The sequence below is a fragment of the Pseudarthrobacter sp. NCCP-2145 genome (assembly GCF_023708005.1).
Classification (GTDB): Bacteria; Actinomycetota; Actinomycetes; order Actinomycetales; family Micrococcaceae; genus Arthrobacter; species Arthrobacter oxydans.
This window is the reverse complement of record NZ_BRCG01000004.1, coordinates 149,670-163,063: the sequence shown is the minus strand read 5'-3', so window position 1 is coordinate 163,063 and position 13,394 is coordinate 149,670. Positions and strand designations below refer to the sequence as shown.

12 protein-coding genes are annotated in these 13,394 nt (G+C 66.4%); 7 read left to right on the top strand and 5 right to left on the bottom strand.

Annotated features, from left to right (window positions below):
- Window positions 1-16 precede the first annotated feature (16 nt).
- Entirely contained in the window at window positions 17-709 is a 693-nt protein-coding gene (locus NFU08_RS05035; RefSeq protein ID WP_174176376.1) for a hypothetical protein, read from the bottom strand.
- A gap of 205 nt (window positions 710-914) precedes the next feature.
- On the opposite strand from NFU08_RS05035, the gene NFU08_RS05030 reads away from it, so the two are divergent.
- From NFU08_RS05030 to NFU08_RS05015, 4 genes are all read left to right on the top strand, one after another.
- Window positions 915-1,865, top strand: coding sequence for a J domain-containing protein (locus NFU08_RS05030; protein WP_174176379.1), 951 nt, complete (start codon window positions 915-917; stop codon window positions 1,863-1,865).
- A gap of 22 nt (window positions 1,866-1,887) precedes the next feature.
- A complete protein-coding gene (locus NFU08_RS05025) occupies window positions 1,888-2,355 on the top strand; it encodes a tRNA (cytidine(34)-2'-O)-methyltransferase (protein ID WP_251421133.1) in 468 nt (155 codons plus the stop codon).
- 195 nt (window positions 2,356-2,550) lie between these two features.
- On the top strand, window positions 2,551-3,159 hold the full coding sequence (locus NFU08_RS05020; RefSeq protein ID WP_194734616.1) for a sigma-70 family RNA polymerase sigma factor: 609 nt from the start codon (window positions 2,551-2,553) through the stop codon (window positions 3,157-3,159).
- A 1-nt stretch (window position 3,160) separates the two neighbouring features.
- Window positions 3,161-4,066 carry an anti-sigma factor domain-containing protein gene (locus NFU08_RS05015; RefSeq protein WP_251421131.1) on the top strand — a complete coding sequence of 302 codons (906 nt, stop codon included), beginning with the start codon at window positions 3,161-3,163 and terminating at the stop codon, window positions 4,064-4,066.
- Between the two features lie 81 nt (window positions 4,067-4,147).
- Here NFU08_RS05015 and NFU08_RS05010 read toward each other — a convergent pair whose 3' ends face one another.
- The 4 genes from NFU08_RS05010 to NFU08_RS04995 all read right to left on the bottom strand — a co-directional run bounded on the left by NFU08_RS05010 (window position 4,148) and on the right by NFU08_RS04995 (window position 8,611).
- Window positions 4,148-4,927: a PIG-L deacetylase family protein gene (locus NFU08_RS05010; protein ID WP_174176383.1), complete on the bottom strand. Its 780-nt coding sequence runs from the start codon at window positions 4,925-4,927 to the stop codon at window positions 4,148-4,150.
- Between the two features lie 4 nt (window positions 4,928-4,931).
- A complete protein-coding gene (locus NFU08_RS05005; RefSeq protein WP_174176385.1) occupies window positions 4,932-5,879 on the bottom strand; it encodes an electron transfer flavoprotein subunit alpha/FixB family protein in 948 nt (315 codons plus the stop codon).
- 14 nt (window positions 5,880-5,893) lie between these two features.
- Entirely contained in the window at window positions 5,894-6,694 is an 801-nt protein-coding gene (locus NFU08_RS05000) for an electron transfer flavoprotein subunit beta/FixA family protein (protein ID WP_251421237.1), read from the bottom strand.
- Between the two features lie 255 nt (window positions 6,695-6,949).
- Window positions 6,950-8,611 (bottom strand): S1C family serine protease, encoded by a 1,662-nt coding sequence (locus tag NFU08_RS04995; protein WP_251421129.1) that lies wholly within the window; start codon window positions 8,609-8,611, stop codon window positions 6,950-6,952.
- A 287-nt stretch (window positions 8,612-8,898) separates the two neighbouring features.
- On the opposite strand from NFU08_RS04995, the gene NFU08_RS04990 reads away from it, so the two are divergent.
- From NFU08_RS04990 to NFU08_RS04980, 3 genes are all read left to right on the top strand, one after another.
- Window positions 8,899-10,932, top strand: a complete 2,034-nt coding sequence (locus tag NFU08_RS04990) for a TPM domain-containing protein (RefSeq protein ID WP_251421127.1) — start codon at window positions 8,899-8,901, stop codon at window positions 10,930-10,932.
- 101 nt (window positions 10,933-11,033) lie between these two features.
- Window positions 11,034-11,825, top strand: coding sequence for a PspA/IM30 family protein (locus NFU08_RS04985; protein ID WP_251421125.1), 792 nt, complete (start codon window positions 11,034-11,036; stop codon window positions 11,823-11,825).
- Window positions 11,826-11,926: 101 nt separating this feature from the next.
- Complete coding sequence (locus NFU08_RS04980) at window positions 11,927-13,360, top strand: deoxyribodipyrimidine photo-lyase (protein WP_251421123.1); 1,434 nt, start codon at window positions 11,927-11,929, stop codon at window positions 13,358-13,360.
- The last annotated feature ends 34 nt before the right edge of the window (window positions 13,361-13,394 follow it).

Below are 13,394 nucleotides of genomic sequence, written 5' to 3'. Positions count from 1 at the left end.
GTCCCGCCGTCCGGTGCTAGGCGGACGGCGGGACCACCGGCAGGAAACGGGCGACGTCGGCCCTCGCCCCTGCGAGCGCGGCAGCATCCGGGCACGAGAGGGAGATGTAGACGGAGGACCCGGCCGTGCCGAACAGCCTGGCCAGCACCGCAGTTGCCCTTCCAGCCGGCTGGGCTGCCTGCTCCAGGGCCAGGACCTCGACGGTCCTGGCCGGCCCTTCCGGGCCCGCGCCCCACTGCAGCGTCTCCGTCTTCAGGTAGCCGGGCAGGATGGACGGGTCCAGGTACTCAAAAAGCGCAACGGTGGATTCCCTGTCGTCACCCCGGACCAGGGCAGCCTGGTTGGTGCTCACCCTGGCTGCCACCAGGCAGCCGTTTTCCTTCGCGTACCGGGCTTCGGCGGCCACGCTGCCGGCGGGCTTCCATCCCGGCGCGTCCTTCAGTCCGTCCCCGATGCCTACGGGCATACCTGGGGCCAGGCTGCCGCCGGCGGCAAAGGGAAGGTCCTGCGCGGCCACAGCGGCGGCATCGTGCCCGGGTGTGATGGTAGGGGTGGCCAGCGCCGCCGGCGTGCTGGCGACAGGTTGTGGAGCCGCAGGGTCCCGCACGTCCACGCTGCAGCCGCCAACCAGCAAAGCTCCCATTGCGGCTGCCAGCACCGGCACCACCCGCCGCCTGGCCCTGCCGGCCATTCCCGCCGTCGTCGGCATTTCCACCCCTGCCCCAATACGTTCAGCCGCAGCCGGGACGGCCGCGCATGCACGAGTCTAAAGGCACTTGCCTGCGGCACCCGCACCCGGTCACGGCCACCGGGGAACCCTGGGGTGCCGGAGCGTCGTTGTTCAGGACAGGCCGTTAAACTGTGCGGACCGGGCTACCTGCGAAGACTGGCCATACCAAGAGAAGGATGAGGGCTTGACCGAGAGCAGCAGCTCCTATTACCAGGTACTTCGCGTGGCGGTAACGGCCACGGAGAAGGAGATCAAGGTGGCCTACCGCCGGGCCGCCCGGACGGCCCATCCAGATCACGGCGGTGATGCCGCCGCGTTCCGGCAGGTGACGCGCGCCTACGAAACCCTTATCGACCCCATCCGCCGGAAGGCATACGACCGCTCCTATGCCGCCGGGACGCTGCGCAACGAGGACTCGGACACGGAGGCCCATTTCGACGCGCCGCCGGCGGGCAGCCGCGCGTCGGCCACAGTGCACCGGCAAGGCAACATCCGCAACACCGCCGGCGATCCCCCTGTGTACGTCCCGCCGTATGAGGATGCCCCTGCCGGCGAGGTTCCGCTGGTTCCCCTGGCAGTCGCCAGCCGGCAGGTGCACGGCATGCCTCGCAAACGCGGCATTTTCGGGGCCGAGGCACGCATCCAGCGGGAGATGCGCACGGTCCAGCTCCTGACCCGCCAGGTCCTGCCGGCCATCCCGGCCGCACGCCTGATCAACGGCCTCCAGTCCCCTGCCGACAACAGCCACATCGACCACGCCGTCCTGTCCGGTTACCGGCTGGCGCTGATCGGCTCCATGCTCCTGCCCAAGGGCGCCTATGCCTGGGACGGGCGCACACTGAACCACGGGGGCCGCGCCATTGCTCCGCCGCAGCTCGCGCACGTTGTCAGGGCCATGCAGGACATCTTCCCGGAACTGAACGTCACGGGATGGACCGTGGTGCTCAACCCTGGCGGCAACCTCCACGAGCCGGTGATAGACAACCACCGCCGTACAGCAGGGGCCCTCGAGGCAGTGCAGGTTGTCAACGCGGCAGGGATGGTGCGCGGCCTGAAGGAATTCCTTGCTGCCGGGCCCGCGCCCAACACGGTGAACGTTCCGGTGCTGGCCAGGCTGCTGCGCGGCATGCACTGACAACGGTGGCTAGGATGGAACGGTGTTCCGCATCCTTTTCCATGCCCCCGAAATCCCCGGCAATACCGGCAACGCCATCCGGCTCGCAGCCATCACCGGCGCCGAACTGCACCTCGTGGAACCGCTGGGTTTCGACTTCTCGGATGCGAAGCTCCGCCGTGCCGGCCTGGATTACCACGACCTCGCCGTCGTCACCGTGCACCCCAGGATCGAGGATGCCTGGAAGCACCTGCAACCGGAGCGGGTCTATGCCTTCACGTCTGACGGAACCGCCAGCTACACCGATATCTCCTACCAGCCGGGCGACGTCCTGATGTTCGGCCGCGAATCTGTGGGGCTGCCGCCGGAACTGAAGGCCGATCCGCATGTGACGGCCACGGTGCGGCTGCCCATGCTGCCGGCCCTGCGTTCCCTGAACCTGGCCAACGCCGCGTCCATCGCCGTCTATGAAGCCTGGCGCCAGCAGGGATTTGCCGGCGCCAAAATCTGACGCTGCACAGGCCTGCAACTTCTTTGCGCATCCGGCCAATCCATCCGCGCGGCTGTTCCGAATCACTCCTGACAACATTCCCAGGCGTTCGAGGAGCTGCAGGTGACATTGCTGGAGTCAGGTTCCAGGACCTCCCGCAGCAGCCACGGCGCTACTGCTGAGGATTCGCGGTCCGGAGACTTATGCTTGGTAGTGATGGAAACCCCCAACGCGCCACATTCCGAGGCCCAGGCCGCGGTGACAGACCCTCCGGCCGACCTCAGCCAACGGCTTTCAGTCCTGTTGGACCGCATAGGCCGGGGTGACCAGGCGGCCTTTGCCGAGTTCTACCAGCTGACGTCACGCCGCGTTTTCGGGATGGCCCGCAGGGTCCTGATCGATCCCGAACTTAGCGAGGACACCACACAGGAGGTCTTCCTCCAGGTGTGGCAGAACGCATCGAAGTTCGACCCCAAGGCAGGGAGTCCGCTCTCCTGGCTGATGACCATTTCGCACCGGCGGGCCGTGGACAGGGTCCGTTCCTCGCAGTCCTCCACGGACCGCGAGGCCAAGTACGGCGCCAGCACCCAGGACATCGACCACGACTCCGTGGCCGACCAGGTGGGAAGCAGGCTGGAGGCAGAGGCCGTGGTGCGGTGCCTGGAAACACTGACCGAAACGCAACAGGAGTCTGTGCGCCTGGCGTACTACGGCGGGCTTACCTACCGTGAGGTTGCCGAACGCCTGAACGCCGCAGTGCCCACCATAAAATCCCGAATCCGCGATGGATTGATCCGACTGAAGACCTGTCTGGGGGTGAGTTGAGATGACTGAAACCAACAGCGGCCGCAACGGCCGTTCCGGTTCCTTTGGCGACACCGTTGCCATGGACCTCGCTTCCGGCCGGGCCGTGGACCTGGCCGAACTCTATGCACTGGATGCAGTAACTGAAGAGGAACGCCGGGCGATCGAACAGTACATGTCGGCCGCGCCTGCAGCGGAACGGACCGAGTTCTTCGACCGGGTGCGCCAGGCAAGGGAAACCCTCGTAAGGACCTTCCGTGTCGAGGAGCAGCCTCCGGCTGACCTTTTCGACCGTATCGTTGCCCAACTCCCTGCCCAGGGCAGCGGGCCGAACGCAAATACCCCGGCTCCACCTGCACCCGGACAAAGTGCAGCAGGACAGTTCGCACCGGGGCAGCCCGTAGCGTCGCAGCCGGCCAGTGTGCAGCCCGCCGGCGGAGACGAACTCGCCCGGGCCCGGCAGCGCCGCGAGGAACGGCGCAGGCCTGGCAGCACCCGCCGCTGGCTCGCCGGAGTCGCGGCTGCCGCCGCCATAGCTTTGGGCGGCGTCGGCGTCGGGTCCTACCTGGCAGACCAGAACGATCCCCTCAACCAGGTGGTCCGCGCCGGTGACCTGCGGGAAGCATCGGTGGATGTGGCCGGTGGCGGCACAGCGACCCTCCTGATTTCCTCATCGGAGGACGCCGCCGTCGTCAAGATGAACGGCGTTCCCGCCCCGCCGGCGGGGAAGGTGTACCAAATGTGGCTGATCCCCAAGGATGGCTCCGCGCCCGTGTCCCAAGGCCTGATGGATGAGGAAGCCCTCTCCAAGCCCGCCGTGGTGGAGGGGATCTCCTCTGCCGCAGCGCTCGGGATCACTGTTGAGCCGGCAGGCGGATCCCAGTCCCCCACCCTGCCCACCGTTGCCGCTGCCCCGCTGGGGGCATAAGGCACAAGCCCGGGAAGACGCACAAAGCGCCCCGTTCCATTCCGTCAAGGGAAGGAACGGGGCGCTTTCGCTGTTGTGTCCTCAGAAGCCGGCTATGGTCCCGGGTCCGTTGACAGCCACCACGTGGAAGGCCTCAGCGCTCCTTCCGTCCGCAAGGCCCGCCCGGCCGGCGTTGTCCCGCATGCCCCGCCGGACGGTTGCCTCCATGGCGTCCACGTCGGGGTGCTGGCTGACATGGACATGGATCGCCCCGAGCTTGGACTCCACGTGCTCCGTGACATCCACGAAGTGGTTTTCCCGCTCCTCGGGCCCGGCGTAGAGCCACAGCCAGGGAAGCTTGTAGGCCTCCAGTCCGGCCTCGGCAAGTTCCGGGTAGGCGAACGGGTTTTCCACGGCAGGGTACACGGCGCGGGTTACGGCCTCCCCCACCGCGAGGTGGTCCGGGTGGCTCTTCTGGATGCGCTTCCAGTTCCGTTCCGGGTGCATGGACAGCACGACGTCGGGACGGATTTCCCGGATCAGCCGCACCACGCCCTTCATCACCTCGTGCGACGGTTCAAGGTACCCGTCCCGCTGGTGGAGGTAGTGGATGTCGGTAACCCCCACCAGTTCGGCGGCCCGGCGCTGTTCCGCGTCGCGAAGGGCGATGATGTCGGCCCGGTGCGCGGGGTCAAAGCCACCTGCGTCACCGTCGGTCATGATGCAGTAGCTGACCTTAACGCCCGCGGCCGTCCAGGCAGCGATGGTGCCGGCAGCACCAAAATCGATGTCGTCAGGGTGCGCCGCAAAACAGAGCACCCGCCCAACCCGGTGTTCGTCCGGGTTGAACGGGCTCTGTGCCTGCTGGGGAAAAGCAGTCAAAGAATCAGCCTTTTCGTTTCTTGATCTCTGCAGTGGCCTGCGGGAGGACGTCGAACAGGTCCCCGACGATGCCGAAGTCCGCGATCTCGAACACCGGGGATTCGGCATCCTTGTTCACGGCAACGATGACCTTTGCGGTCTGCATGCCGGCCTTCTGCTGGATGGCGCCGGAGATGCCCGCCGAGATGTACAGCTGCGGGGACACGGTCTTTCCGGTCTGCCCCACCTGCGCGTCGTGGCTGATCCAGCCGGCGTCGGTGGCCGCACGGGAGGCGCCCACCGCCGCTCCAAGGGCATCGGCCAGTTCCTCCACCGGCCCGAAGTCCCCGTCCAGGCCGCGTCCGCCGGCTACGACGATCCGTGCGTCCGTGAGGTCCGGGCGGCCGCTGGCAACCTTCTGTTCCCGGGCGGTGATCCGGGCCGCGGCGCTGACGGCAGGAACCTCAACGGTGACCGTCTCCAGCGCGGCCGGAGCAGCAGCGGGTTCGGGGACTACGTTGTTCGCCTTCACGGTCAGGACGCTCACTGCAGTTCCGGCCTTGCAGGCGGTGTTGTAGGAGCCGGCCAGGACCGACTTGTGCGCGGTGCCGTCCGCGTCCACTGCCACGACGTCCGTGATGACGCCCGCATTGAGGCGGATTCCTGCCCGTGCAGCAATTTCCTTGCCCTCCGGCGAGTTGTCGAGCAGGACGATATCGGCCCCGGCCTGCCCGGCGGCAGCGGCCAGGTAGGCCGCTTTGGGTGCCACCAGGAAATCATCAAGGTCCTCGGCCGAGGGAAGCAGCACCGTGCCGACGCCGTACTCCGCAAAGGCGGCCGCAACGTCGTCGTGCAGCTTTCCATTGAGGGCAACCGCGGTTTCCCCGAGCGCGCGGCCCAGGGTGAGCAGCTCGAGGCTGCTCTTTTTGAGCGACGTGCCGGGGTTGTCAATGTATACAAGTACTTTTGCCATGTCTGTGGTCCCTCTTAGAGCAGCTTCTGGGCGGCCAGGAAGTCAACGAGCTTGATGCCGGCGTCGCCTTCGTCGGTGATGATGGTGCCGGCGGTGCGGGGCGGACGTTCCTCGGCGCTGAGCACGCTGGTCCAGGACCCTGCATGCCCAACCTGCGCCGGGTCCACCCCGATGTCAGCAAGGGAGAGGGTGGTGATGCTCTTGCGCTTGGCAGCGATGATGCCCTTGAAGTTGGGGTAGCGCGGCTCGTTGATCTGGTCCGTCACCGAAACCACTGCCGGCAGCGGGGCCTCCACTGTCTCGGAGGACGTGTCGGCGTCCCGGCGTGCGGTAAGCCGGCCGCCGTCGACCTCCAGCGACGAGGCGAAGGTGACCTGCGGCAGGTCCAGGCGCTCCGCAAGCTGCGCGGGGACCAGCGAGGTTTCCCCGTCGGTTGACGCCATGCCGGTCAGGACCAGGTCCACGGGGGCGTCGTTGCCCAGGTGCCGGATGGCGGCAGCGAGCGCCAGCGACGTGGCCGCGGCATCCGAACCTGCCAGGGCGTCATCGGTGAGGTGCACACCCTCGGTTGCACCGATCTGCAGCGCCTTCTTGATGGCGTTGACGGCACCCGAGGGGCCCATGCTCAGCGCGATGACCTGGTTTCCCGCCTTCGCTCCGCCACGGGCTTCGGCCAGCTGCAGCGCCGCCTCCAGGGCGTATTCGTCAAGCTCGGACAGGATGCTCTCGTCCCGGTCAGTCGTGTAGCCCTCACCGGTGAGGTGGCGGTCAAACTGGGCGTCCGGTACATGCTTGACCAGGACGATGATCTTCAATGTATCTTCCACTGTGTTTACAGCAGCCTTCCATGCTTGTGGACAGCCAGCCGGGTGAGGTCATGGCCGCGGAATGCCCCGGCATTCGGGTAGCTCCTAGCTAACCATATAGGCGTGCCCCGGCGCCCTCTTCCGTTAACGCCTGTGTCAGCGCTCCCCCGCCGCTGTGCGCGGCGGATGCATCGCGACGGCGGCGCCCGCCAAAGGGGGACGCCGCCGTCGTAGGTTCAGCCTGGATGTGTTGCCGGCACCGTGCTAGCTGGCGGCGGCGCCCAGCGTGACGTCGAACGTCTGCTCCTTGCCGTTTCGCAGGACCGTGATCTTGACGCTGGACCCGGCGGGCTGTTCCCGGACAGCCGCGGTCAGCTGCTCCGGTTCCCCGATGGCGAGGTCGTTGAACTTGGTGATCACGTCGCCCACCTTGATCCCTGCCTTGCCGGCCGCAGAGTCCGCCTCCACGGTGGCAACGTCCGCGCCCACCGAGAACCCGGAAGCGGCGCTTGAGGCCGTCTTCTTCTTGACGCTGACACCCAGCTGGCCGTGCGAGGCCTTGCCGGTGTCAATGATTTCCTGAGCCACCCGCTTGGCATGGTTGATGGGGATGCTGAAGCCAACGCCGATGTTGCCGCTGGTCGAGGATGCGCTCGATCCCGCGGACGCGATGGCCACGTTGACGCCAATCACTTCGCCGCTGCTGTTCACCAGTGCACCGCCGGAGTTTCCGGGGTTAATGGCGGCGTCGGTCTGGATGACGTTAATGGAGATCTCGCCCTGGTCGGCCGTCTGCTGGCTCTGTCCGCCGCCCGGAGGCGCGAACTGGAATCCGCCCTCGTCATCGCCCTCGTCATCGCCCTCGGCGTTGTCCCCCTCTTCGGGGGCGGCCGCGGAGGCAACACTGATGGTCCGGTTGAGCGTTGAAACGATGCCGTCGGTCACGGTGCCGGTCAGGCCCAGCGGCGAGCCGATAGCAATGGCGGTGTCCCCCACGTTCAGTTTCCCGGAATCGCCCAGGGTGGCCGGGGTCAGGCCGGAGGCGTTGTCCACCTTGATCACTGCGAGGTCAGACAACGGGTCTGTGCCAACGAGTTTGGCGGTGAGAACCTTCCCATCACTGGTCCGCACTTCCAGGGCAGCGTCGGCCGTCTGGCCGTCCAGGGTGACGACGTGGGTGTTGGTGAGGATATGTCCCTGGTCGTCCAGGACGATCCCGGAGCCCGTGCCGCCGGAGCCGCCGCTTGAGGCACTGATGGTCACCACGCTGGGCGAGGCCTTCAGGGCAGCTGCCGTTATGGCGTTGACGTTGTCCTTGTTGTTGACGATGACCGTCCCGGGCTGGCTGTTGCTGCTCACTGCAGCACCCGATCCGGTGTTGCCGAAAAGTTCCGCGGAACCGACCGTGGCCACTCCCCCTCCCACCAGTCCGGCCGCGAGGATGCTGGCGACGAGGGTGCCCACGCCGAATGTCGCTTTCCGCCGTGGCGCGTCCTTGGGGTTGGGGGTAAAGGCAGTCCCGCTGTGGGCGCTGTTGGCACCAGTCAGGTTGTTGGTGCCGTGGCCCTGGCCCGCGTACTGGTTTTCCTGGCCGGTATAGCCGTAGCCGGGGTGGGGCGCCTGGTGCCCGGGCGCCTGCGCGGCGGACGGGTCCTGCCCCGCCGCGTACTGCCCGCCGTAGGAGGGCTGCCGCTGGGGATAGACGGGACGCTGGGCTCCGGGGAGTTCCTGGGTGGGGTTGGTGCCCTGCTGCTCAATGCGGTCGGTGGGGTACTGGCGGGGGCCGGATACATTCGCTCCGGGAGCACCTGCCGGCTGATCCCCCGCGGCCGGCCCCTCTGCCTGCCCGTTGTTCTGCCCCCAGGGATCCTGCCGGTCCTGGCCGCTGTTCCGCGAAGCCGGACCCGGCGTCTGGTTCTCAGTCATGGGACTTCCTTTCATCCTCGTCTGCATTAACTATGGACTCCCTGGCTGGAACAAGCTCGGATGTTTGCTGAGAGCTTCCTGAGCGCCGGTTCCTGGCGCGGCTGACGTGCGGACCGGCGTTTCGCTGCTGGCATATTCGGGCCGATGGACGGGCTGTGGGGTGCACCATAGAATCAAGATGAATTGCCACAGCGACCTGCGGCTTCACACCAAGCGTGGGGGCGCTGCTGGATTCTGAGACGACTGATTCGTCCCGAATCGGTGTCAGGCGTGCTGAAGGGTTGCACATGCGGTCAAAGTTCAAACGTTTATTCGCCGTGATCGGCCTTACCGCCTTCCTGGCGTTGCCCGCTGGCGCGGCCTGGGCCGAGGATCCGGTTTCTATCCCCTCCGGCCAGAACATCGTGGATAACGCGGATGTGCTCGGAAGCCGCGAGGGGGAAGTCCAAGAGGCAATCCAGAAGTTGCTGAAGGACCACAAATACAACCTCTACGTCGTGACCGTAGACAGGTTCACCAACCCAACTGTGCCAGCAGACTGGGCCGCAGCCGTTGCCACGCAGAAGGGCATGGGGAGGTCCGACGCTATCCTCGCCATAGCAAAAGACGACGGCAAATTCAGCTTTGCCCTGAACTCTGCCAGCCCCATCAAGTCCAAGCAGGGAGCCATAAGCCAGAACGCGGTTACGGCCAACCTTGCCGGTGGAAATCCCGACTTCGCCCAGGCAGCAATTGACACGGCGGCGGCGATCGGGGATGCCGCCAGTGGCGGCGCCGGCAACGTCCCCTCCGGTGAAGGCGCCGGCGCTGCAGTCCTCGTAGGAACGGGCGTAGTGGCCGTTGGCGGTGCGGGCGCCTACCTCTACTTCCGCAACAAGCGCAAGAAGGCAGCCGGGCAGGCAGCGAATGCCAGCTACGGTCCGCAGGGCGCTGAACTCGATCCGCTCGCGTCGCTGAGCATCGAGGAACTTCGCCGCAAGGGCGGCTCCCTCCTGATCGAGGCGGACGACGCCATCAAGTCCAGCGAGCAGGAACTCATGTTCGCCCAGGCACAGTACGGTGACTCCGCCGTCGGCAATTTCACCAAGGCGCTGCATGAAGCCAAGGCCCACTTGAGCGAATCCTTCAAGCTGCAGCAGCAGCTGGACGATCACATCCCCGACACTGAAGAGCAGCAGCGGACGTGGCTCGGCGAGATCATCCGCCGGTCCGAAGCCGCGCTGGCATCCCTCCAGGAGCAGAAGGCCGACTTCGATTCCCTGCGTGAACTCGAGAAGAACGCACCGCAGGCACTGGCAGCAGTCAACGCCGGTGCGCGCGAAGCGGACTCGAAAATCTCCAGTGCCGAAGAGTCCCTCACCTCCCTCCGTGCCAAGTATGCGGAAAGTGCCCTGACCCAGGTTTCCGACAACATCCTGCAGGCCAAGGAACGCCTGGCATTCGTGCAGAACGCTACCGCCACCGCGCAGCAGAAGCTGGCTGAGGGCGAAGGTAGCCTTGCCGCAGTGGCAGTCCGCGCAGCCGAAGAGAGCCTGCACCAGACGAACGTCCTCCTCGACGCCATCGCCAGGGTTTCCTCCAACCTGGATGAAGCCCGGAGCAGCCTCGAGAACGCAGTAGTGGACACCTCCCAGGATCTCGCCCAGGCACGGGCCATGATCCAGTCGGGGGCGCACCCCGAGCTCGCCGGTCCGGTCGCCGGAGTTGAAAATGCCCTGGCGCAGGTCAAGGCGGAGATCCAGGGCGGCAAGATCGACCCCATTGCCACCCTGCAGCGCGTCGAGACTGCCCACCAGTCACTGGACCAGGCCCTCAGCGGCATCAGGGACCAGCAGGAACAGGCCCGCCGGGCACAGGCCTCGCTCCAGCAGACCATCATGTCTGCCCAGGCCCAGATCAGCGCAACTTCGGACTACATCACCGCCCGCCGCGGCGGTGTGGGGACAGAAGCACGCACACGCCTGGCCGAGTCCCAGCGGAACCTGGATTACGCACTGTCTATTGCACGCACCGATCCTGTTACTGCCCTGACCTACGCCCAGCAGGCGCACGCCCTGGCAGCGCAGGCAGCCCAGCTGGCACAGGCTGACGTTGACCACTTCGGTGGCTACGCCAACCAGGGCTACGGCCGCGGCGGCATGTTTGGCGGAGGCGGCGGCGGAGGCCTCGGCGGCGCCATCCTGGGCGGCATCCTGATCAACTCCATCCTCAACGGAGGCGGCGGCGCAGGCTGGGGTGGTGGCCACAGCGACGGCGGCGGCTGGGGCGGCGGAGACTTCGGCGGAGGCGATTTCGGCGGAGGCGACTCCGGAAGTTTCTGATCGCCGTTGGCTCCGACCCGCTTTCCGGGCCCCGCACAAGCCACACCACAACTGTTCACTGATTTCAGTGGTCACCACAGAGCAGGACGAAAGGTAGCAACATGGTTAAGCAGTCCATCTTTGGCCGTATCGCGCAGCTGGCTAAGGCAAACATCAACACCTTGCTGGACAACGCTGAGGATCCCCAGAAGATGCTGGACCAGATGGTCCGGGACTACACGAACAACATCGCGGAGGCCGAGTCCGCCGTGGCGCAGACCATCGGGAACCTGCGGATGCTCGAGGATGACTACCGCGAGGACGTTAAGAACGCACAGGACTGGGGCAACAAAGCCCTCGCGGCGTCGCGGAAGGCGGACGAATACCGGGCCAGCGGCGACACTGTTGATGCCGAGAAGTTCGACAACCTTGCCAAGGTGGCCCTGCAGCGCCAGATGTCCGCCGAGAATGAGGCCAAGGGGGCAGAACCCAGCATCGCCTCCCAGCGTGAAGTGGTGGACAAGCTCAAGACCGGCCTGGACCAGATGAAGGGCAAGCTGAACGAGCTGACCAGCAAGCGGAATGAGCTGGTGGCCAGGTCCAAGACCGCTGCAGCCCAGTCCCAGGTCCACGATGCCATCAAGAGCATCGACTTCATGGATCCCACCAGCGAAGTGGGCCGCTTCGAGGAGAAAATCCGCCGCGAGGAAGCCAAGGTCCGTGGCCAGCAGGAACTCGCAGCCTCAAGCCTGGACGCGCAGTTCAACCAGTTGGAGGACCTCGGTGAGCAGGTTGAGATCGAGGCACGCCTGGCCGCGCTGAAGTCCGGCAACTCGTCGAAGCCGGCCCTCGGCGCCGCAGGCCCGGCAGCAACGGGCTCAACGGTGGACGAAGCAGACTTCGACAAACTCTGACCGGCGGCGGGACGTTCCGCCTGCTCTAGAGACAACCGGTAGGGCCGGGGCCACTGATGGCCCCGGCCCTATCCGTTCCCGCCAGTGTGTAGCGTGGTTGCATGGCTTCCTCCACTGAGACCTCCATCGTCTGGCTCCGCGACGACCTTCGGCTTGATGACAACCCCGCGCTTTCCGAAGCAGCCGCGCTCGGGCTGCCCCTGACGGTCGTCTACGCCCTCGATGAGGAGTCAGAAGGCGTCCGGCCGCTTGGAGGAGCCACGAAGTGGTGGCTGCACCATTCCCTTGCCTCCCTCGCGGGTGCACTGGAAGCCAAAGGCTCCCGGCTGCTCCTCCGCCGCGGGCCGGCCGGACAGGTCGTCAGGGAGCTCGCAGCCGAAACCAACGCCCGCCACCTCTTCTGGAACCGCCGCTACGGCCGGCCGGAGCGCACGGTGGACGCCGCTGTCAAGGCGTGGGCCACTGAGAACGGTATCCACGCCTCGAGCTACCAGGCGAACCTCCTGTTTGAGCCCTGGACTGTCCGGACCGGCGCCGGCGGGCCCTACAAGGTGTTCACGCCGTTCTGGCGGGCCTGCCTTGCCGGCGCTGATATCCGCGATCCCCTCCAGGTTCCGGGAACGCTGCCGGCGCCCCCGAAGTCAACCAGGACCACGCAGGCGGGCGACACCCTTGATGGCTGGGAACTCCTGCCCTCCGCCCCCGACTGGAGCGGCGGACTCGCCGCTGTCTGGGAACCGGGCGAGGACGGCGCCGAGCGCCGGCTCAAAGATTTCCTGGACGGGCCGGCGGACGAATACGGAACCGGCCGGAATATCCCCGGGGTGGAAGGTACCAGCCGGCTTTCACCCCATCTGCGGTTCGGCGAAGTCAGTCCCTTCCGTGTGTGGCGGCAGATCCGCCGCCGGTACCCGGACAAGGTGCCTGCCGACGTCGGCATCTTCCGCTCGGAGCTCGGCTGGCGGGAATTCTGCTGGCATCTTCTATACACCAACCCGGATCTTGCCACCCGCAACTACCGTCCGGACTTCGACCGGTTCGAATGGGAGAAGCCCGGCAAGGATGAGCTGGAAGCCTGGCAGCAGGGCCGGACCGGGTATCCGTTCGTCGATGCAGGTATGCGCCAGCTGTGGCAGACCGGCTGGATGCATAACCGGGTGAGGATGGCCGCGGCGTCTTTCCTGGTCAAGAACCTCCTGACGGACTGGCGCGTCGGGGAAGCCTGGTTCTGGGACACCCTCGTGGACGCGGACGCGGCCAGCAATCCCGCCAACTGGCAGTGGGTTGCCGGCTCAGGAGCGGACGCCTCACCGTACTACCGGATCTTCAACCCCGTCACCCAGAGCAAGAAATTCGACGCCGCGGGCACCTACCTGCGCCACTACCTCCCCGAGCTGGCGGACCTGGACGGAAAGACGATCCACGAGCCCTGGAAGGCCGGCGTGGAACTGGACGGATATCCAGGGCCCCTGGTGGACCTGCCCGAGTCAAGGGAGCGGGCCCTTGAGGCCTACCAGAAGCTCAGGGACAGCTGACCCCGCTCCACGGGCGTGGGCTGCTGCCAGGCGC